At 49.7% G+C, this 21,531-nt stretch carries 18 protein-coding genes; 5 read left to right on the top strand and 13 right to left on the bottom strand.

The annotated features are described in order from the left end of the window. Nucleotides 1-204 precede the first annotated feature (204 nt). Nucleotides 205-3,291 carry a transglycosylase domain-containing protein gene (locus BM200_RS02470; RefSeq protein ID WP_091180950.1) on the top strand — a complete coding sequence of 1,029 codons (3,087 nt, stop codon included), beginning with the start codon at nucleotides 205-207 and terminating at the stop codon, nucleotides 3,289-3,291. 87 nt (nucleotides 3,292-3,378) lie between these two features. On the opposite strand, the gene acsA is transcribed toward BM200_RS02470, so the two are convergent. Beyond that, a complete protein-coding gene (gene acsA, locus BM200_RS02465; RefSeq protein WP_091180947.1) occupies nucleotides 3,379-5,103 on the bottom strand; it encodes an acetate--CoA ligase in 1,725 nt (574 codons plus the stop codon). 236 nt (nucleotides 5,104-5,339) lie between these two features. On the opposite strand from acsA, the gene BM200_RS02460 reads away from it, so the two are divergent. Further along, the gene (locus tag BM200_RS02460; protein ID WP_091180945.1) at nucleotides 5,340-5,975 is read left to right on the top strand and encodes a GNAT family N-acetyltransferase; all 636 of its coding nucleotides are present in this window, start codon (nucleotides 5,340-5,342) and stop codon (nucleotides 5,973-5,975) included. A 26-nt stretch (nucleotides 5,976-6,001) separates the two neighbouring features. After that, nucleotides 6,002-7,177: an acetoin utilization protein AcuC gene (locus BM200_RS02455; protein ID WP_091180943.1), complete on the top strand. Its 1,176-nt coding sequence runs from the start codon at nucleotides 6,002-6,004 to the stop codon at nucleotides 7,175-7,177. Between the two features lie 145 nt (nucleotides 7,178-7,322). On the opposite strand, the gene BM200_RS02450 is transcribed toward BM200_RS02455, so the two are convergent. The 4 genes from BM200_RS02450 to BM200_RS02435 all read right to left on the bottom strand — a co-directional run bounded on the left by BM200_RS02450 (nucleotide 7,323) and on the right by BM200_RS02435 (nucleotide 10,128). Continuing rightward, nucleotides 7,323-8,021, bottom strand: coding sequence for a 5'-methylthioadenosine/adenosylhomocysteine nucleosidase (locus tag BM200_RS02450; protein WP_091180941.1), 699 nt, complete (start codon nucleotides 8,019-8,021; stop codon nucleotides 7,323-7,325). Then, a complete protein-coding gene (gene ccpA, locus BM200_RS02445; RefSeq protein WP_091180938.1) occupies nucleotides 8,021-9,031 on the bottom strand; it encodes a catabolite control protein A in 1,011 nt (336 codons plus the stop codon). Before ccpA ends, BM200_RS02450 begins: the two co-directional genes overlap by 1 nt. A gap of 151 nt (nucleotides 9,032-9,182) precedes the next feature. After that, on the bottom strand, nucleotides 9,183-9,596 hold the full coding sequence (locus BM200_RS02440; RefSeq protein WP_091180935.1) for a hypothetical protein: 414 nt from the start codon (nucleotides 9,594-9,596) through the stop codon (nucleotides 9,183-9,185). 115 nt (nucleotides 9,597-9,711) lie between these two features. After that, complete coding sequence (locus BM200_RS02435; protein WP_091180930.1) at nucleotides 9,712-10,128, bottom strand: VanZ family protein; 417 nt, start codon at nucleotides 10,126-10,128, stop codon at nucleotides 9,712-9,714. A 55-nt stretch (nucleotides 10,129-10,183) separates the two neighbouring features. On the opposite strand from BM200_RS02435, the gene BM200_RS02430 reads away from it, so the two are divergent. Beyond that, nucleotides 10,184-10,711 carry a type 1 glutamine amidotransferase domain-containing protein gene (locus tag BM200_RS02430; RefSeq protein WP_091180927.1) on the top strand — a complete coding sequence of 176 codons (528 nt, stop codon included), beginning with the start codon at nucleotides 10,184-10,186 and terminating at the stop codon, nucleotides 10,709-10,711. Between the two features lie 18 nt (nucleotides 10,712-10,729). Here BM200_RS02430 and ptsP read toward each other — a convergent pair whose 3' ends face one another. The 5 genes from ptsP to BM200_RS02405 form a co-directional block, all read right to left on the bottom strand. Beyond that, nucleotides 10,730-12,478 carry a phosphoenolpyruvate--protein phosphotransferase gene (ptsP, locus tag BM200_RS02425; RefSeq protein ID WP_091180925.1) on the bottom strand — a complete coding sequence of 583 codons (1,749 nt, stop codon included), beginning with the start codon at nucleotides 12,476-12,478 and terminating at the stop codon, nucleotides 10,730-10,732. Continuing rightward, nucleotides 12,475-14,361, bottom strand: a complete 1,887-nt coding sequence (locus BM200_RS02420; protein ID WP_091180922.1) for a glucose PTS transporter subunit IIA — start codon at nucleotides 14,359-14,361, stop codon at nucleotides 12,475-12,477. The genes ptsP and BM200_RS02420 overlap by 4 nt, the downstream gene beginning before the upstream one ends. Before the next feature lie 232 nt (nucleotides 14,362-14,593). Continuing rightward, on the bottom strand, nucleotides 14,594-15,019 hold the full coding sequence (locus BM200_RS02415) for a CoA-binding protein (protein ID WP_091180920.1): 426 nt from the start codon (nucleotides 15,017-15,019) through the stop codon (nucleotides 14,594-14,596). Nucleotides 15,020-15,049: 30 nt separating this feature from the next. After that, nucleotides 15,050-16,342, bottom strand: a complete 1,293-nt coding sequence (aroA, locus tag BM200_RS02410; RefSeq protein WP_091180918.1) for a 3-phosphoshikimate 1-carboxyvinyltransferase — start codon at nucleotides 16,340-16,342, stop codon at nucleotides 15,050-15,052. Nucleotides 16,343-16,382: 40 nt separating this feature from the next. Further along, nucleotides 16,383-16,898: a shikimate kinase gene (locus BM200_RS02405; RefSeq protein ID WP_091180916.1), complete on the bottom strand. Its 516-nt coding sequence runs from the start codon at nucleotides 16,896-16,898 to the stop codon at nucleotides 16,383-16,385. Between the two features lie 143 nt (nucleotides 16,899-17,041). On the opposite strand from BM200_RS02405, the gene BM200_RS02400 reads away from it, so the two are divergent. After that, a complete protein-coding gene (locus tag BM200_RS02400; RefSeq protein WP_091180914.1) occupies nucleotides 17,042-17,338 on the top strand; it encodes a hypothetical protein in 297 nt (98 codons plus the stop codon). 11 nt (nucleotides 17,339-17,349) lie between these two features. Here the strand turns inward: BM200_RS02400 and gndA are convergent, their stop codons facing one another. The 3 genes from gndA to BM200_RS02385 form a co-directional block, all read right to left on the bottom strand. Continuing rightward, the gene (gene gndA, locus BM200_RS02395; RefSeq protein ID WP_091180912.1) at nucleotides 17,350-18,762 is read right to left on the bottom strand and encodes an NADP-dependent phosphogluconate dehydrogenase; all 1,413 of its coding nucleotides are present in this window, start codon (nucleotides 18,760-18,762) and stop codon (nucleotides 17,350-17,352) included. 254 nt (nucleotides 18,763-19,016) lie between these two features. Further along, nucleotides 19,017-19,613: a hypothetical protein gene (locus tag BM200_RS02390; RefSeq protein WP_091180908.1), complete on the bottom strand. Its 597-nt coding sequence runs from the start codon at nucleotides 19,611-19,613 to the stop codon at nucleotides 19,017-19,019. A 185-nt stretch (nucleotides 19,614-19,798) separates the two neighbouring features. Next, nucleotides 19,799-21,511 carry a proline--tRNA ligase gene (locus BM200_RS02385; RefSeq protein WP_091180905.1) on the bottom strand — a complete coding sequence of 571 codons (1,713 nt, stop codon included), beginning with the start codon at nucleotides 21,509-21,511 and terminating at the stop codon, nucleotides 19,799-19,801. Nucleotides 21,512-21,531 lie beyond the last annotated feature (20 nt).

Here is a 21,531-nt window from a genome sequence, read left to right as displayed (position 1 = left end):
TATAAAATACGGGACTCTCACTTCATGTTTGATAACGGGATGCAGCACCGAAGCAGCAGACTACTGGATCCGTTTCTACAGACCGGCTCAACGCAGGATAGATTTTACAGCACAGTAGTCCAGGGGAAGTCCATCATGCTAGTGCTTCAAAATCTTGATCTGTGCTATAATAGATTCTGTCATTTAGAGGGGGAATTTGTACATATGCAAGAAGAAGATCGCAAATCGCCGCCCCGCAGGAGCGGATGGCGTACATTCGGAATCATATCATTTATGACTGTCAAATGGCTCATTTATTTCGGCATATTTATCGGATTATTAACAGGCGGGGCTTTAACCGGTTATGTGGCCTCCCTTGTGAAAGGCGATGAAGTTCGTCCTCGAACATTAATCGAGGAAAAGGTAAACGAGAATTCGATTACAGGCTATGTGTATTTCAATGACGATACGCTGGTCGGCCAGCTTCGTACCGAAGAAGACCGGACACCTATTGAATACGACGAATTGCCGCAGCAGGTTATCGATGCGGTACTTGCTATTGAAGACAATAACTTTATGCATCATAAAGGCGTCGACATTAGCGGCCTTGGACGGGCAGTCAAGCAGAAGCTGTTAAACGAGGACACTCAGACCGGCGGCAGTACTTTGACCCAGCAGCTGGCACGACGTGTATTCCTCAGCCTGGACAAGACCGACGCCCGTAAAGTTAAAGAGATGTTCCTAGCGCTTCGAATGGAACGATATTTGACCAAAGGCGAGATTCTGGCCGCTTATCTGAACAAGGTACCATTTGGCAACGGCTCCACCGGTTATAATCTATACGGTATTAAATCGGCAGCCCGAGGGCTGTTCAATATTACTGACCTTAATCAATTAAACATTGCACAGGCAGCTTATCTGGCCGGACTGCCGCAGCGCCCTTCCGCGTATACCGCTTTTACCAGCAAAGGGCAATTCGACGAAGAAGGCTTCCAGCTTGCGCTTGAACGCCAAGGCACCGTGCTGTCGCAGATGCTGAAATTTGGCCGGATCACGCAAGAGCAATATGATGAAGCGAAAGCATTCGATATTCGATCCACGCTTGCACCGCCATCAGAGAAGGCTTACACGACTTATCCCTATTTGATGCTGGAGGCAGAGCGCCAGGCGGCGGAAATCCTGCTTCTTCAGGAGAATTCGAATCTTACGCAAGCGGATTTGAAGAAGAAGGAAAACTCCGCGCTTATAGAAGAAGCACGACAACGTCTGCTGAACGGCGGATATCATGTCTATACAACGATAGACAAGGAAATCTACAAGATCATGCATGATATTGCGGCAGATCCCAAGAACTTCTCCGCATTCAGTAAAGAAAAGGGTCTTGAACAGACCGCAGCCGTCATGCTCGACCATAAGACAGGCGCAATTCTAAGTATGCTGGAGGGCCGCGACTTCTACGAGGAGCAAATGAACTTTGCCACTCAGATGACGCGTCAGCCGGGCTCGGCGATGAAGACAATAGCTGCCTACTTGCCAGCTATTGATAAAGGACTTATTCAGCCTGCGAGTATCGTCGATGATGCTCCTGTCGTACTCAAGGATGGACAAAAAGGCTTCCATATTCCGAAAAACTCGACAAACAGATACCTTGGTCTTGTAACGGCGCGGGAAGCACTGAACCGCTCCCTGAACTTGCCAGCTGTCAAAATATTCCTCGATGATGTTACGATCAAAGGTGCATGGAATTTCGCCCGCGAGCTGGGCATTACAACCTTGCAGCCGCAGGACGACAATTCACAAACCGGCGTAATCGGGGGCCTCAGCATCGGGGTTTCGGTTGAAGAATTAACGAATGCTTACGGCGCTATCCCGAACAAAGGCGTATTCAACGATGCTTATATGATATCGAAAATTACGGATGCGGACGGCAAACCAGTCTACGAGCATAAAGCAACTCCGAAGCAGGTATTCTCGCCGCAAACGGCTTTCCTGGTAACCGATATGCTGAAGACGGTTGTTTCGAGCGGCCAAGGTACAGCACATTCCTTGACTTCAGACTTCAAACAATACGGTAAAATTCCGATCGCGGGCAAAACCGGTACGACGCAAAGCTATGGAGACGTATGGTTTATGGGCTTCACCCCGGATATTACCCTTGGCGTATGGGCCGGTTATGAAGAACAGGTCAATACCTTGTCTGACCCCGGCAAGAAACGGGCACGCTCCATCTGGGCTCTTATGATGAATGAAATTACGAAGACCAAACCCGATCTGTTCCCGACGAAGGAATTTGAACGTCCTTCCGGCCTTGTCAAAGCAACCGTGTCCAGCGCTAGCGGCAAGCTTCCAAGCCAGTTGACGAAGGAGTCAGGCAAGCTTGTAACAGACTGGTTCAACCAGAAGTATTTGCCGAAGGAAACGGATGACGCATTGGTGAAAATGGCCTATATTCCTTTCAACGGAGTTAACTATGTACCAAACCCTGCAACTCCAAAGGATATGGTCCGTGAGCAAATCGTCATTAAGCGGAAGAAGCCGCTTGACGAACTGATGGACGAAATCAGAGCTGCACAAGCAAAGCTGCCTGCGAGCAGCAGAAAATCAATTGAATCGTATCTGCCGGCCGATGCTGACACAAACGCGCCGTCCAAAATGGATCCGCGTGTAGATGACGGCAATGTACCAAATGCTCCAAGCAATGTGAAGCTTCAATCCATTGGGTCCGGAGTTGTTATGCTGACCTTTACCGGAGGGACGGAAAAGGACATCGTCGGATATCGCGTCTATCAATCGGTTAACGGGCAGCCTTCACAGAAGGCTGGAGAGTCAATCCTTGTTGGCGATGAGCTGAAAGCAAAACTGACGGTAGCCGGTAACCAAGGCTACAGCTTCTATGTAACTGCAGTAGACGTAGCCGGCAAGGAATCGGCGGCCAGCCAGGTTGTAAGCTTCGGCAGCGGTCCAGAATTGCCGGGTATTCCAGGACTGCCTGGAGATAACACAGGAAACGGCGGCGACCCGGGTACCGAGCATCCGGATTTAGCTCCTCCTTCCTCTCCAAACGGCTTAGTCGCTACACCAACGGATTTAAGTGTGCTGCTAACCTGGAACGCTAATTCCGATGCAGAGTACGTTACCACTTATCATGTCTTCTTAAGTGCTGAGAACGATGGCAACTACGTAGAGATAGGCAAGACCAAAAGTCCAAGCTTTACCTATGCATCGCCGTTAACGACAGGAACATTCTATGTCATTGCAGAAAATGACACCGGGAAATCCCCTCCTTCACAGCAAGTAAAAGTGGGGAAATAACGGAGCTGATCCGTTATAAGGGATGGAGACAAAGAAAGGCGCCACGGATTAATTCCGCGGCGCCTTTTTTATATTCAATAAAAAAAATTAGTCCTCGATTGTAGATAAGTCGCCTGTTGGGAGGTTGAGCTCCCAGGCTTTCAGGACACGTCTCATGATCTTTCCGCTGCGTGTCTTTGGCAACTTGTCTTTGAACTCGATTTCGCGCGGTGCAGCATGGGCAGATAAGCCGATTTTCACGAACTGCGCAATCTCTGCCTTGAGCTCATCCGAAGCCGTATAGCCCTCTCGAAGGGCGATAAACGCTTTGATAATCTCACCGCGCATAGGGTCCGGCTTACCGATTACGCCCGCTTCTGCGACCGCTGGATGCTCGACAAGCTTGCTCTCCACCTCAAACGGACCAACCCGCTCACCAGCTGTATTGATAACATCATCAATACGGCCCTGGAACCAGAAATAACCGTCTTCGTCCATATAAGCGGAATCTCCGGAAATGTACCAGCCTTGAATGCGGAAATACTCTTCATACTTCGAAGGGTTATTCCAGATCTTGCGCATCATGGCAGGCCAAGGTGTCTGTACCGCGAGGTTGCCCATCCGGTAAGGAGGCACTTCATTGCCTTGATCATCGATAATGGCTGCTTTTACACCCGGGAGCGGTTTACCCATAGATCCTGGCTTAATATCCATCGAAGGATAGTTACAGATCAGTTGTCCGCCTGTCTCTGTCATCCACCAAGTATCATGGATACGTTGTTTGTAGACCTTCATCCCCCAGCGTACCACTTCAGGGTTGAGCGGTTCACCAACGCTCAGCACATGGCGCAGGCTTGACAGATCATAGGAATTAACGAGGTCATCCCCTGCTCCCATCAGCATGCGGAACGCGGTCGGAGCACTGTACCATACGGTGACGCCGTATTTCTGAATGGTGCCGTACCAGTCTCCAGGGCTGAAGCGGCCGCCGCGAATAACGTTTGTCGCTCCGTTCAGCCAAGGCGCAAATACACCATAAGACGTCCCCGTTACCCAGCCCGGGTCAGCTGTGCACCAGTAAATATCGCCTTCTTTGAGATCAAGGACAATTTTACCCGTGTAATAGTGCTGAACCATCGCATTTTGGACATGGAAGACGCCCTTCGGCTTACCCGTAGAACCGGATGTATAATGGAGAATTAATCCATCCTCGCGGCTCAGCCATTCGATCTCTGCCTCTTCTGACGCCTGCGCCATCTCCGCACTAAAATCGACGATTGCATCGTCAGTAACCACACTGTCGCCAAAAACAATAATATGCTTCAAGTTAGGCAGCTCGTCGCGTTTGATGCGTCCAAGCAGAGCAGGTGTTGTAATAATTGCCGTTGCTTCGCTATCCTGCAGACGGTCTTTAACAGCCGTCTCCATAAACGCTTCAAACAACGGTCCAACCACTGCGCCCACCTTCAAGGCACCAAGCACACTGAAATATAACTCCGGCGTACGAGGCATGAAGATAAATACGCGCTCTCCCTTGCCGATGCCGAATTTCCGCAATACGTTCGCGAATCGATTCGACTGTTTGCTCATTTGTTCAAACGTATAGGATTCGTCGCGTGTGTTGTCACTGTAATAAAGAGCAATATTCGCCCCTTTGCCGGACTCCACATGACGGTCAATGGCCTCGTACGCCATGTTTACTTTCCCTGTCTCATGCCAGCTGAAATGGCGTTCAATCTCTTCCCAGTTAAAATCTGCCGTTGCTTGTTCATAATTCTTAAGATTTGGATTTGTTGCCACAGCTGGAATTCGTTCTTGATGCAAGTTGATCATTCTATCACTCTCCCATCAAATCTGTTAAACATTAACCGAAGAATACGCTTACAATTACTAGCCGGTACTTGCAGGCAAACAAGCCGGAGCTCTCTTATCGATTCGTTCGGTTACTCAACCGCCACAACAATTATAGCATAATGACTTTCCATTCGACTATGCTTTTCATTTCGTCCGATGTCTGCTATAACCATAAATATAAAAGGTATGGGAGCTTTGGAAAGGAGATTCCGTTATTGGAGCATCGCAAATTGCACCACCGGCAGCAAATCGAATTACAGGACGGCCGTATCTGCATCATTGAAGGTCCAGTCCCCCCGGATTCCTTGCAATTACTAAGCATGCATGCCGATCTGGACGCTTTTCGGCGGCCAAAGGACCAGCATGAAGCGCTGGTTGAAATAGCAGGCTTGGAAGAAGGACGTATTATTGTAGCCCGTGTAGACGAGCTCATCGTTGGCTATGTTACCTTTCATTATCCGGATGAGCTGGAACGCTGGTATGAAGCCCGCATGCCGGATCTGATCGAGCTGGGAGCCATTGAAGTAGCTGATCAGTACCGATCCTATGGGCTCGGCAAAAAAATGATTCAATTGGCTTTTGCTAACGAGCAGCTTGAAAATATGATCGTGTTCACAACCGAGTATTATTGGCATTGGGACCTGGAAGGAACCAAGCTTAGCGTGTGGGAATACCGGGGCATTATGGAGAGGCTGATGAAATCCGTCGGCATGGTCTGGTATGCAACCGATGATCCGGAGATTTGCTCGCATCCGGCTAACTGCCTGATGGTCCGCATCGGGAAAGAAGTCCCGCAAGAGTCCGAGGAGCAGTTCGACCGCATCCGCTTCCGGCAGCGATTCATGTATTAGTGCGTTTTTATTTGGGAGGTTAAGAAGTGACAAACGCTTTATTCGTTCATCATTCTGACAGTACCCGTTATTCATTTGGTGAGCAGCATCCGTTTAGCCCGGTACGCATGACATTAACGCTTGATTTGCTGCAAGCAGCCGGTGCGCTGCAAGACGATCAGATTGCCTCCCCTTCTGCAAAAGTAGATGAGGAGCTGCTCGCGCTCGTTCACCGGGCGGATTACATAAATACGGTTCGGCTTCTGAGCTTGGACAATCCTGCTCATGAAACGGCTGCAACGGCTGGCAAATATGGTCTTGATACCGAGGACACGCCTTATTTCCCTGGCATGCATGATGCAGCAGCCACGATAACAGCAGGTTCTGTACATGCTGCCGAGCTCGTTATGAGCGGCACAGCCACACATGCCTATCATATGGCCGGGGGGCTGCATCATGCATTTCCTGACCGCGGATCAGGCTTTTGTGTATATAACGATGCCGCGGTTGCGATCCAATATATCCGTAAAACTTACGGAGCGAGAGTCCTGTACATCGATACGGATGTTCACCATGGAGACGGGGTACAGTGGAGCTTTTACCATGATCCGGATGTCTGTACCTATTCCATTCATGAGACCGGCAAGTTCTTGTTCCCCGGGACAGGCTTCGTTCATGAAAAAGGGGCCGATGCAGGCTACGGAGCCTGCTATAACATCCCGATGGAGCCTTACACGGAGGATGATTCCTGGCTGGAATGCTTCCGCAGCACGATAACCAAGATTGCCGAGGTATACAAACCTGATATCATCGTCAGCCAGCATGGCTGTGATGCTCATGCCTACGACCCGTTATCTCACATCCACTGCAGCATGCGGATTTATCAGGAGATGCCTGTCATTATCCATGAGCTCGCCCACAAGCATGCAGACGGACGCTGGGTTGCTCTGGGAGGTGGCGGATATGACTGGTGGCGCGTCGTGCCTCGGGCTTGGTCGCTCGTCTGGCTGACGATGACCGATCATCCTGTCGTGCAGCAGCTTACAAGCCATGAAGACGTTCCATTGCCCAAATCATGGCTGGATAAATGGTCATCCGTAAGCCCTGACCCGCTTCCTGCAAGCTGGCTGGATGATCAGAGTCAAGTGCTTCCTATTCCGCGCAGAGCCGAGATTGAGATGAAGAACCGCCAAACAGCCGCCATCGCCGTTCAAGATTTATGATAAAACCTCTATCGAGGCCTCTTGAAGATGAGCGGCGGCGTCTATAGGTGGTTTTATCGCCAAATCAAATTTCAGTATTCAACTGACTTCCAAACTGATATAGAAAAAACGTCCGTACCTGCAGGTACGGACGTTTTCTTTCGTTTTAGATATGCTGAATCATATCATCAATAATCGCATAAGAATTATTCGCAGCTGTCACTGTAAACTCTGCAAAATTAACATGTGCCGAACCGTCAGCTTTATCCGACATCGAACGGATAACCACAAACGGAACTTCATTCAAATCACACACATGAGCGACCGAGGCCCCTTCCATCTCCGCACATGCGCCTTGCAGTGTTTCATACAGCTCGCGAACCGTATCACGGCTTGCGATAAACTGATCGCCCGACAATACTTTGCCAATCAGGCTGCGTCCCTCAAACAAACGCTCGCTTGCCTCCGTAGCCAGCTTGATAAGTTGCTCATCCGCAACAAACTCCGAACGCTCCTGGTACGGGATAACCCCTTTTGCAAAGCCAAGCGGCGTTACGTCCATGTCGTGCTGTACACAGCTGGAAGAAACAACAATGTCACCGATATTCAGACGCGGATCAAGCGCGCCGGCAACACCTGTGAACAAAACGCTGTCAACGCCAAGATCAATCAGAATTTGTGTGCATACGGCAGCGTTAACTTTGCCTACGCCGGATTTACAGAAAACAACCGTCTTGCCATGAAGCTGGCCCTCATAATAGGTGATGCCGGCTTTTGTTACTTGATTGGTTACATTTACGTTCTGGTGCAAAAGCTCAATCTCTTCAACCATTGCCCCAATAATACCGATCTTATTGAAACTCATTAGGCTTGCAAACCTCCAACGGATTGTCGAATAACAATTTCATGCGGCAAAACGACTTTTGCGTGTTCGACAACTTCTTTCTTCATCAGCTTGGTGAGCAGACGCATCGATACCGCACCGATATCATACATCGGTTGAGCAACCGCCGTCAGCTGCGGACGAACCATCGAAGCCATACGGGTATTATCAACGCTGATGACCGATACATCGTCCGGCACTTTCAGACCGGAGTCCTGAATGCAGTGAATGGCACCGATAGCCATTTCATCCGTAGCGGCAAAAACAGCCGTTGGACGTTCAGACATATCAATGAAATATTTCATCGCTTCAACACCGGATTCGTAACGGTAATTTCCCGTACGTACTAGCGTTTCATTATAAGGAATGCCGGAATCTTCAAGCGCACGCTTGTACCCTTGGAAACGGGCATAACCGTTCGCCGGATCCTGGAGCGTTCCGCTGATCATGGCAATACGTCTGTGACCTTCTTGAACCAGCTTGCGGACAGCATCATACGCCGCTTCCTCGTGGTTAATGTCAACAGACGGAATTTGACCATTCTCATCAGTTGTCGCACAGAGAACAATCGGCACGTTCGCGGTCTTGAAAGCTTGCATATGCTCTTCTGTCACAGCGCCGCCCATAAAGAGCAGCCCGTCCACCTGCTTCTCCAGAAGCGTGTTAATAACGCGGATCTCTTTGTCTTTCTTCTTATCCGCATTACAAAGAATGATATTATAATGGTACATATTCGCTATATCTTCGATGCCACGTGCAACCTCGGCAAAATTCGCATTCGAAATATCCGGAATGACGACGCCTACGGTTGTTGTTTTCTTGCTTGCCAAGCCCCGTGCAACCGCATTCGGACGATACCCGAGTCGTTCAATAGCCTCGTACACCTTCTTGCGCGTTGCCGGCTTCACATTCGGATTGTTGTTCACAACCCGGGAAACCGTAGCCATCGATACTCCTGCTTCTCTTGCTACATCATAAATGGTAACCGTCACGGTACTTCTCTCCATTATCTCAAATTTTATTTACGTTCGCTGCATATTAACGTAATCATACGACAAAATATTACTTTTCGCAATGTTAGCGCATGCACCGCGTCAATCTGGCTTCATGTTGCAGCAAATGGAGAGCGATATTCCGTACGGCTTATGTATGCAATGACCGTTTACTTAGTTGAGAGAGCCTCTTGTTAATATCAGCAATCCATTCCTCGTCATGAAGCGATTGCGCAATCAAATGCAGGTCAAGCAAATTATTAATGCGCTCCTGCGTCAGCCGCTCGATATGATACGGATCCGGCTGGTTCTTGTCTTCACTTGCTTCTACGAGCAGGTCAGCCCATTCGTTGCACTCGTTAAATAAAAACGTCTGCTTCGGCGGCTCCTGTCCGAGCTTTGCGATGAGGCCGGTCAGATCCGGCTTCACATCGGGTAGTACTTCGCTGCGGCTGCATACCGAACATGAATAGATCGGAACATTGTCGATCTCGACCTTCCCCGAATAGATCACTGTACGCAGTTTCATCTTCATGATGTCACCGCAATGACACCTTTTCTGCACTTTGGCCCACTCCTTTACGCGCTTCTCTTCCGTTCCTCTTTTTTTATTTCGAGATGCGTAAAGGATTCGACCTTTTCTGCAAAAAATCCTGCTTATTTGCACTATGTAATTTTTACTATGGAGCGACTTTCCGCCAGCGTTTCTTCAGGATTGGAAACGATACCAGGATGACCCAGATCGCTGCCCCAATCATATCATTTCGGATATCCATCGGGTCCGTCATACGTCCTCCAACAAAGGACTGATGGAACTCATCGGTTACTCCGTAAACTCCGCATGCGATAATGATCATCAGCTTATAGAGAATCCGGTCGCCTTTCGCTCCAATCCCGTAATCCAAAGCAGCCGCTAACAGGAAATAAGCCAGGAAATGTCCCCAGTCGAAGCTCGCCATGTTCGGCAAGAACTTCTGAAAAAAAGGAAGCATCGTGTTCATTTCATCGCCTGTCCGGGAAGAAAATCCGAAAATAACCGCCATCCATACAGCAGCTGGAACAAATCGGAGGATTCGGCGTCTGTTCGTTTGATTCATGTGTTCTCCTTCGTTACAATGGGAATGAAATAATAAATACGGGAGGAAATCAATTATGACCTTACATAACAAAACCGTTATTTGCCTGCTCGATGACGAGTTCGAAGATCTTGAATTATGGTATCCGGTTTACCGTGTCCGTGAAGCCGGGGCAACCGTCTTGTATGCCGGCCCTGAGAAAGGGAAGAAGCATATTGGTAAATATGGCGTTCCCGCAGTCGCTGACCTGTCCTTCGACGAAGTAAACAGCTCAGACATTGCCGGACTTCTTGTTCCCGGGGGCTGGGCACCGGACAAGCTCCGCCGTTATCCGAAGGTACTGCAGCTGGTTCAGGAGCTTGATGCTGCCGGCAAACCAATCGGGCAAATCTGCCATGCGGGCTGGGTACTCATCTCCGCGAAAATCCTGCAGGGCCGCAAAGTCACCTCAACTCCGGGAATTCGCGACGATATGGAAAATGCCGGTGCCGAGTGGTTTGATGAAGCAGTTGTCGTTGACGGCAACCTGATCTCCGCCCGCCGTCCGCCGGATCTGCCTCCTTATGCGAAAGCTTTCGTAGATGCACTGGAGAAGCAGCTTTAAGACAAAAGGAGCCGCCCGCTAAATCGCGGAGGCTGCCCCTTTCTCATCAACCGAATCCATAAATTGTTTCAGCTTCTCATGAATGTCTGCGCACGTGCGGCATTCCAGCAGCTGAGGCAAGAGCGAGCGGCTGTCTTCCTGCCTTGTGCTGAGCAGCCGCTCTTTCACTTGCAGAATCGAATGCGAGGACATACTCAGTTCATCCACATCCAGACTCAGCCAGATCGGCAATGCACGCAAGTCCCCCGCAAGCTCGCCGCAGACACCTACCTTGATCTGATTTCTCTTGGCTGCTTCCACCGTCTGCTTCAGCATGCGCAGCACTGCGGGATGGAACGGCTCATACAGATAGCTGATCTCTTCATTCATACGGTCCACCGCCAAGGTAAACTGAACAAGATCATTGGTTCCGATACTGAAGAAATCAACTTCTTGCGCCAGTAAGTCTGCCAGCATAACAGCCGCAGGCACCTCGATCATAATGCCCACCTGGATGTGAGCATTGTAAGGGAGACCTTCCCGCTCCAGCTCTTGCTTGGCTTCCTCCAGTATATGGTTAGCTGCTCTTACTTCCTCTACAGACGAAATAAGAGGATACATCACTTTGACCTGTCCGAAGCTGCTTGCGCGCAGGATGGCTCTCAGCTGCGTCTTGAACAGGTCTTTGCGGTCGAGCGAGATCCGGATCGCCCGGTATCCAAGGAACGGATTATCCTCTTCCGGGATATTGAAGTAATCAAGCTGCTTATCTCCGCCAATATCCAGCGTCCGGATAATGAGCGGCTCTCCAGCCAGCTTTTCCGCAACACTTTTATAAACCTCGAACTGCTCCTCTTCCTTCGGGAACCGGTTCCGGTCCATGTACAGAAACTCCGTACGGAACAACCCAACGCCATGTGCCCCGCTTGATAATGCGACTTCCAGCTCCTTCAGTGAACTGATGTTAGCCGCGAGTCCAAGCACCTTGCCGTCCGGCGTAACTGACCGATGACCGGCAATGCTGTTCAGACGCTGTCTGTCTTCGGCCTGACGGCCTTGAAGCTCCGAATAATGATCAATCAGCGAATCATCAGGATCGATGAACAGGAGACCTTCCGTACCATCAATAATGAGGGATTGCCCGGTTTGAATCGGCTCCTCCAGCTTCGCCTCCACCCCGACTACAAGCGGAACTCCAAGAGCACGAGCCATAATAGCGGAGTGCGAGGTTGAACTTCCGGCTAAGGTCACAATGCCAAGCACGTTATTCGGATTAATATGAGCCAGCTGGGAAGGAGAAAGCTCTCTTGCGATCAGAATAAAAGGCTGGGTATCCGATGGCAGCGTAATTTCCGGGGCACCAAGCAAATGCTTGAGCAGACGGTTGCCGACATCCTTTATATCAAGGGCACGTTCCTTCATATACTCGTCATCAAGCAGATCAAACATCGTCACAAAATGATCGATGGCTTCCTTTACCGCAACCTCTGCCGCTTTGTACTGCCGCTGAATGATCCCCTGAATCTCGTTCATAAAGACCGGATCATCCAAAATCGCCAGGTGTGCGTCGAAAATTTGCGTCTCATCCGAGCCGACCACTTCTCTCAGCTCATCCTTGATTTGCTCAATCTCATGCTTGGATGTACGTATCCCTTCATAGACCCGCTCGAATTCTCGGGCAAAGTCAGCAACATCAACACGCTGCTCAGGAAATTCCCACTCCCAGTTCGGCAGCACGAACGACTTTCCAATCGCAATACCCGCCGAAGCTCCTATTCCTTGTATCATGGTCTTTCCCCTCCACCATTTCTCTCTTTAAGTACAACGGACAAAACGGAAGACTGCCCCTTCTTCACTGCTTTGAATGGCGCAAAGCGCCAGGAATGAACAAGATCGGAATTCGTAATGACCATTGGCGTAGCAAGAGATTTGCTTTCCTTGCGGACACGCTGCAGATCGAACCGAACGAGCATGTCTCCCGGCATAACTTCCTGGCCTTCTTGTACAACCGCTTTGAAGTACGATTTCCCCGTCAGCTTGGAGGTGTCTATTCCGATATGGAGCAGTACCTCAAGCCCTTCCAGCGTACGTATGCCTACGGCATGCATCGTTGGATAAACAATAATAACTGTGCCTTGTACCGGCGATACCAGTTCTCCCTTGTCTGGAATAAAAGCTACGCCTTGTCCGACCAACTTGCCTGCAAATATCGGATCAGGAACATCCTCGAGCGGAATCATCCGACCTTGTACCGGCGAGCTGAACAGCACCTGCTTCTGATCGCGCTCAATGGCTTTCAGCATCTCAGCCCGAATAAGCTCCGAATAAGTGCCGAACACAACCTGGACATTACCGCCTCCAAGCCGCAGTACCCCTGCTGCCCCCAGGTTTCTTAAAGAATTATTATCCAACAGCTTCTCGTTGGCTACCTTGAGGCGAAGCCTTGTAATACAGGACTCCATCTGCACGATGTTGTCCTTGCCGCCGATTGCCTGGAGGATAAGCGGTGCGCGGTAAGGAATATCACCTGCCCATTCATCCAGCTGCGACCCTTCCTCACGTCCCGGCGTCGGGATACGGAAACGGTTAATCGCCCAGCGGAACACAACATAATACACAATGCCCACAACAATGCCGATCGGGATAAGCAGCCAGCCCTTTGTTGCCAGATGCTCATTAATAATATAGTCGATGACCCCCCCGGAAAATGAGAACCCGTGCCGGATTCCTAATTCAAAGGTGACCCACATAATAATGCCCGACAACAGGGCGTGCACCACAAACAGGTACGGAGCAACAAACAGGAAAGCGAATTCAACCGGCTCTGTCACCCCCGTCAGAAACGAAGCAAGCGAGGCGTAGAGGAACGTCTTCCGGATTTTCGGCTTCAGATCCTCCCTTGCCTCATGAATAATTGCAAAGGCAATCGCCGGCAAAGCGAACATAACAATCGGATACATCCCTGCCATAAAAGCCCCGGCCGTTGGATCACCTGCGAAAAACCTCGGCAGATCACCGTAAACCATAGCCCCATCAGCCGTCTCATAACCTCCGACCTGGAACCAGAACACATGGCTGAGCAGATGGTGCAGACCAAATACAACGAGAATCCGGTATAAAAATCCGAATAAAAACACGCCAAAGCCGCCGCCGGAGGCAACCACATCGCCAAGTCCCTCAAGCATGCGCTGGATTAACGGTGCCACTCCGATCATCGCCATGGACAAAATCACAGTGACAAGACTGACAAACAAAGGAACAAACCGCGGACCGCCGAAAAACTGTATGTATTCGGGTAAACGCAAGTTTTTAAAACGTTCGTAGCTGAAGCCGGAGATCATGCCGATGATCGATCCCACAAACACGGTAGGCTCAATCTGCGTTTCCGCTGCACCGGTTACCCCTACATAGATAACCATTCCAGCCAGAGCAGCCATACCGGCTGCCAGTGCGTTGCCTGTTAGACCAAGCGATACGCCAAGGGCGAATATATAAGGCAGAAACATAAAGATTGCATGTCCTGCTGCCTTCAAATAAACAGCTGCATCGGGAATTCCAAGAAGATCCCATGGCAGCTGGCTAAGAAATAAAAAGATTGCCGCAGCCGGAAGTACAATCATAGGCAGCATAAAAGCCCGTCCAAGCTGCTGAAACCTTCCCAGAAAATTCACTTCGTCACCTCCTGAAAAGAATTGCGAAGCAATTCTTACTTCGTAAGCATGTGCCAAAAGAATTATTGCGTTCTTTGGGATAATTCTTACTTCGTAAGCATGTGCCTAAATCGCGTTCTTTGCTTTTCTCTATAACGATGGTACGGTGTTCACGCTTTTTTGTCAAAGCAAAGACGGGCCATCTTTGGCCCGTCAATGTTAGGTATAACGCCTAAGGCATTGTTTAGGTTGTCTACTTCCCTTGCGGTAAAAGGATCGAATCCTCCACCTTGATGCACCGGTCCATAATAACCTGAAGTCCGCCCTCTGATGCAATTTGAGCCGCTTCGTCATTTGCAATGCCCAGCTGCAGCCAAAGAGTCTTGGCACCAATCGCCACTGCTTCTTCCGCTATAGGAGGCGTATGCTCCGGACGGCGGAAGACGTTGACGACATCAACAGGCTCCGGAATATCCTTAAGCGTTGCATAGCTTCGTTCGCCGAGTATCGTCTCCGCACCGGGATTAACCGGAATAATGCGGTAGCCTTTCTTCTGCATCGCTTCCGATACCATGTAAGACACACGGTCCGGTTTGTCGGATAAACCAACTACGGCGATTGTGTTGCTCGCCTTCAGAATCTCTTTAATTTCATCGCGGGTTGGATTTTCAAATGCCATATTCAGCGCCTCACTTTCATCCTTTTGCCTTTATTCTACCCATTCTACATTAGCGCCTAACGCTTTCAAATGATCGAAATAAATCGGATAGGACTTCGCTACATGATGCGCGTCTTTGATCCGGATCGGATTTTTGGCACGCAGACCAACAACCGTAAGAGCCATAATGACACGGTGGTCATAATGCGCGTTAATCTCCACGCCGCCTTCTACACCTTCCGGACGGCCGTGTACGATAATTTCTGCTTGGCGTTCCTCTACATTTGCACCGGCTTTGCGGAGCTCGTTGAGATAGTCCGTAATACGGTCGCATTCCTTGTAACGGAGATTCTCGACATCATAGAAACGTGAAGTGCCTTCCGCAAAGACAGCTGCCGCAACCATCGCGAGAACGGCATCTGTTGCTTTATCCCCATCAAACTCGACTGCTTTAAGCTTGCCGTTGCCTTTTACATGGACGATACCGTTCTCATGGGTAAGAGGGACTTCCATCATGCGAAGTACATCAACAATTGCGCGTTCGCCTTGTTTGCTCTTCTCTTCCAGACGATGGACGATAACGTCCGAGTTCGTCACGGCTGCTGCTGCAAGAATAGCTGCCGAGCCCGGGTAGTCGCCTTGAACGACATATTTCTTCGATTCATACTTCTGGCCGCCTGGAATGCGGTAGTTCATCAGATCCTCGCTGGCATGGATGACGATACCCGCCTGCTCCAGCACTTCAAGCGTTTGTCCAACAACAACCTTCGATTTCAGATCATGCAGCACTTCAATCTCGCTGTCTTCCTCCAACAGCGGAGTAAGGAACAGGAGTGCGCTCAGGAACTGCGAGCTGACATTGCCGGACACCTGGATTTTACCGCCTTTAGGTGCTCCGCCTTGAATACGGATCGGCAGCTTGCCTTCATTATGTTCAATCTTAACGCCCATTTGGCCGAGCGCATCGATCAGGTCGCTATGTGGGCGCTTGCCCAGCGAATCCGGATAACGGTTAATAAAAGTTACATCCGGGCAAAGCGAAGCGATGGCCATCAGGAAACGAAGGACAGCACCTGCATTGCCTACATCCAGCTGTTCTGCAGCTTTCGGATTTTTGCCAAAGCCGGTAATAACGATTTTCTCATTGTCCTCTTCCACTATCGCACCAAGATCGCGGATACAACGGCGCATAGCGTCGCTGTCTTCGCTGTGAGCCGGATAATAGATCGTGCTTGTACCTTCCGCAAGCGCAGCGACAAGCAGGTAGCGAGTCGTATAGTTTTTAGAGGAAAGCGCTTGAATTTCCCCTTGTAGTGTTGGAGTAGGTGTAACGATAACGTCCATTGTGCAGCAATTCTCCTTTTCGTATAATATGCGGCTTGAATTACTTGTCCTGTAAAGCTTTCATAATCATATCGGCCGCTTGCTGCGGCGTTAATGACGTTGTATTCAAACGAAGATGCGCAAAATCATACGCATGCTTACGCTGTTCCATAATCCGGTGAACATTAGCCGCAATATCGCCCTGCAGCAGCGGACGGGACGTATCGGACTTCACCCGCTCAATAATATGCTCCGCATCTGCGGTAAGAGCCACAACGAAACCATGCTTCAGCATGAACTCCCGGTTATGCTCCATTAGCACGCAGCCTCCGCCTGTAGCGATAACGGAGCTCTCCTTCGCCTCCAAGAGCGAAACAAGCACTTTGCTCTCAATATCGCGAAAACCAGCTTCCCCATAGGTTTCAAACAGCTTCGAAATCTTTCCTTCGGTCTCTTCGATGACTTCATCCGAATCATAACGGGACCAGCCAAGCTGCTCTGCAAGCAATCGGCTGACGGTTGATTTGCCCGTTCCCATAAAGCCTACCAATACAATTTTGCTTGTGCGTTGATCCAATGCAAGAACTCCCCTATTCGTCTTATCCCCTAGTTATTCCACACAACATCATATCATTTTTTATCTGGAATAGGGTATAAAAAAGTTGCATATGCCGTATGGATGTTAATGATGCATAATTCATGAACAGGAGTGAAGATGGCATGACCACTGAATCGAATTTGCCCGATACTCACCTAACCAATGCCCGAATTGACCGTATCTTAAGTAACGATCACCCGTTATGCCGCGAGGATGTGGTTTGGATGCTTGAATTTATTAAAAAAAAGGTGGCTGACGGGGACCCTGCGCTCAGGGACCTTTCTCAGCCACGCTTATTGAAAAACTTTCATTATTTCGCCGAAGCTTCCATGCTGCTCATCCGCAGCAAGCATTACTCCGATCAGGAGGCTACCCGCCTGCGGAATTGCCTCATTGAAGCATCATACGGGCTAAAATAACTTTAACCGGATTAGGAGTTCATCCAGTTGTGGTGGAACGTACCTTCTTTGTCAAGACGTTTGAAGGTATGAGCACCGAAGTAGTCGCGTTGCGCTTGCAGCAGGTTTGCAGGCAGACGCTCTGAACGGTAGCTGTCGAAGTACGACAGTGCGCTTGCAAATGCAGGCACTGGTACGCCGTTAGCTACTGCAGTACCTACCACTTCACGCCATGCGCCTTGGTACGACTCAACGATACCTTGGAAGTAAGGGTCAAGAAGCAGGTTGCGAAGGTTAGGGTCGCGGTCATAAGCGTCCATGATGTTTTGCAGGAAGCGTGCACGGATGATGCAGCCGGCGCGGAAGATCTTTGCGATGTCGCCATAACGCAGGTTCCAGTCATATTCTTCGGAAGCTGCACGCATTTGAGCGAAGCCTTGTGCGTACGAGCAGATTTTAGATGCGAACAGCGCTTTGCGAACGGATTCGATGAATGCCGCTTTGTCGCCTTGGAACGCTTTTTTCTCAGGTCCGTTCAATACTTTGCTAGCTGCAATACGCTCTTCTTTCATAGCGGACAGGAAACGTGTAAATACGGATTCAGTGATGATCGACAGTGGCACGCCAAGGTCGAGGGAGCTTTGGCTTGTCCATTTACCAGTACCTTTTTGGCCGGCGGAGTCAAGGATAACGTCAACCATAGGTTTGCCAGTCTCTGGATCGTATTTGGAGAAGATGTCAGCTGTGATCTCGATCAGGTAGCTGTCCAGTTCGCCTTTGTTCCACTCTGTGAAGATGCTGTGAAGCTCTTCTGCGCTCAAATCAAGCGTGTTTTTGAGCAGGTCATAAGCTTCGCAGATGAGTTGCATGTCGCCGTACTCGATACCGTTGTGAACCATTTTTACATAATGGCCGGCACCGTCTGGTCCGATATATGTGCAGCAAGCGTCGTCGCCGACTTTTGCGGAGATAGCTGTAAGGATTGGTTCAACCAGCTTGTACGCTGATTCTTGGCCGCCTGGCATGATCGAAGGGCCTTTAAGTGCGCCTTCTTCACCGCCGGATACGCCAGTACCGATGAAGCGGATGCCTTGCTCTTCAAGAGCTTTGCTGCGGCGAACCGTATCAGGGAAATAAGCGTTGCCGCCGTCGATGATGATGTCGCCTTTGTCCAGATGAGGAACAAGCGCGTCGATTGTAGCATCAGTACCAGCGCCAGCTTGTACCATGATCAGGATTTTGCGAGGAGATTCGAGCGATTGCACGAACTCTTCAACCGTGTAAGCAGGAACAAGGTTTTTGCCTGCGGATTCTTTGATCAATTCATCTGTTTTCTCACGGGAACGGTTGTACACCGAAACTGTGAAGCCTCTGCTCTCAATGTTCAGGGCCAGGTTTTTACCCATTACTGCGAGACCGATAACGCCGATTTGCTGTTTTGCCATTTGGTTTCTTCCATCCTTTTTTTTATAGTATGGTGGTCTTCAATAGTTTTATATTACTCTTTTTGCAAAGAGATGAAAACCATTTGCGCGGAATTTGTCGCCATTCATCCATTAGTTTTCCTGACCGCATTAGAAAGTTTACCTTATATTGCGAAGAAATGCTAACCAGAAAATGAAAAAAAGAATCAACCGAATGATTCACTTGGAACCACCCGATGGATTCTTTTTTCGCAAATTCCCAATGGTGTAATGCCTCAAAGCTCCAGCTGCAGCATTTCCGAACGGAGCAGCGACAGCTTATCCTTCGACTCTGCTATAGCCTCTTCATTGTTCTCTTGAAGTGCGTCAAACAGCACCGTCAGTTCATAATCCAGTTCGTAGCGCAGGACTACTGCACGTTCCTCTGCACGCTTGGATTGGAAAGCCTTGATCATTTCCTCTATAGTTACGAATGGCTTCTTTTGATAAATAATCCGATGTTCCATTCCGGACACCTCCACAAGTCGTATTATTTCACCAAACATAATGTTCTCAATGACGATCTGACGATCTTTGATCCGCTTGACTATCGCATGTCCACGTGTGTCATTAATAAGCTTTTCAAGCAACTCCGACAGTTTCTCGTCCTTAATGGTGTAATCCCCGACGATCTTGTAACGGTTTTTCATCCGCTGAAACCTTAACTTCACGAGCTTACGACCTGTTCGAATTGAAATGAGGAACTGCCCCTCCGTCTCGCTCCAATACAAGGAGTACCCTTCCTGAATGAGATCACGGATGAGGTTTTGGATTTGCCGGCGGTCAAAACGCAGCTCCAAATTACAATATTCGACTTCGTAGCTCTTATTCACGGCAATCCCTCCTTTCAAAACAGTTGACGAAATAGTCTGACAATTTGTTCTTACTTCTATCTTATACTCCATCTTATGTTCTGGCAACTTGGATTATTGACTAATTTTCGCTTATTGGTCGTCTAAATCAAAAAAAGGGCAGTCAAGCTGTCCAAAACGACGGGCTGACTGCCTTATTGGTGCTTTTACAAACGATAAACACCTTTAACAAGCGATACGATATCCTCCGACTTTACTTGAAGGGCTTCTTTTTCATTCCTGTACTTCAGCTCCACCACACCGCCTGCCGCCTGTCTGCCGACAACAATCCGAACCGGAATACCGATCAGATCCGAGTCCTTGAACTTCACGCCCGGACGCTCGTCACGGTCATCCACCAGAACTTCGAGTCCTGCAGCAGAAAGTTCCGCATAAAGCTCTTCCGCTACCTTCATCTGCTGCTCGTCCTTGGCTGACACCGGCACAACATGCACTTGATAAGGAGCAATCTCAAGCGGCCACCGGATTCCCTGCTCGTCATGATGCTGCTCCACCACAGCAGACATCACTCTGGAGATACCGATCCCATAGCAGCCCATGATAACCGGCTTCTCTTGCCCTTCGGCATCCAGATAAGCTGCCTTCATGACTGCGCTGTATTTGGTCCCCAGCTTGAACACTTGTCCAACCTCAATTCCCCGAAACATCCGGAGCTGCCCTTCCGCACACTTCGGACAACCATCTCCTGGAACGGCATTCCTCAAATCCCCAAGCTGTGCGATTTCAAAATGGACTCCCGGACGTACATGCTTAAAGTGGTAATCCGTCTCGTTTGCACCGGCTACGCCCGAGCTTATACGCGCAGCGGCATTATCAACCAATACCGGTATGGATAAGCCAATGGGACCTGCAAAACCAACAGCCGCTCCTGTCAGTCTCTCGGTCGTCTCCTGATCCGCCAGCTCCAGCTCATCTGCCCTCAGCAGGCTTGCAAGCTTGATCTCGTTAACCTCATGATCACCGCGGACAATAACGGCAACTGGCTTGCCGTCTGCGAGGAACAATAATGTCTTCAGAATTTGATCAGCCGGGAAGTTAAGTGCCTGGACCAGCTCATCTATCTTCCTCACCTTAGGGGGATGCAGCTTCTCCAGCCCGGAATAATTGGAGTCTCCTTCATTAGGCACGTCATCGGCAGCTCTGTACCCGGCCTTCTCCAGATTAGCCGCATACTGACAATGCGTGCATGCTGCGATCGTATCTTCTCCAATGTCTGCCAGGGCCATAAATTCATGCGTGCCGCCTTCTCCCCCAATGGTTCCTGCGTCCGCCTCCACCGGTCGGACATTTAACCCGAAGCGTGCGAATATACGATGATACGCTTCGTACATCCTCTGATAGCTTCTATCAAGTCCCTCCCAATCCGCATCAAAGGAATAAGCGTCCTTCATCATAAATTCTCTGCCCCGGAGGAGCCCGTAACGCGGGCGTTTCTCATCCCTGAACTTCGTTTGAATTTGATATAAGGTTACGGGAAGCTGCCGATAAGAGCTCACTTCCGACCGCATAAGATCCGTAATCACTTCCTCATGAGTAGGCCCTAGCGCAAATTCACGGTCATGCCTGTCCTTCAGCCTGACAAGCTCAGGGCCGTATTTGTCATAGCGGCCGGATTGACGCCACAGGTCAGCCGGCTGCATGGCAGGCATGAATACCTCTTGACCGCCCGCTTTGTCCATTTCTTCGCGAATGATCGCTTCCAGCTTGCGCAGAACCCTCCTGCCTGACGGCAAGTAAATATAAATACCGGCGGCCAGCTGCCTGATCAGTCCTGCACGCAGCATAAGCTGGTGGCTGATGGCATCTGCTTCAGACGGTGCCTCACGCAAGGTGGGCATAAAAAGTTGACTTTGACGCATAGGTTCACACTCCTGACGTT

It is taken from the genome of Paenibacillus catalpae (genome assembly GCF_900112695.1).
In the GTDB taxonomy this organism is placed as follows: Bacteria; Bacillota; Bacilli; order Paenibacillales; family Paenibacillaceae; genus Pristimantibacillus; species Pristimantibacillus catalpae.
The sequence above is the reverse complement of the archived record's forward strand: the minus strand, read 5'-3'. Positions and strand labels throughout refer to the sequence as shown.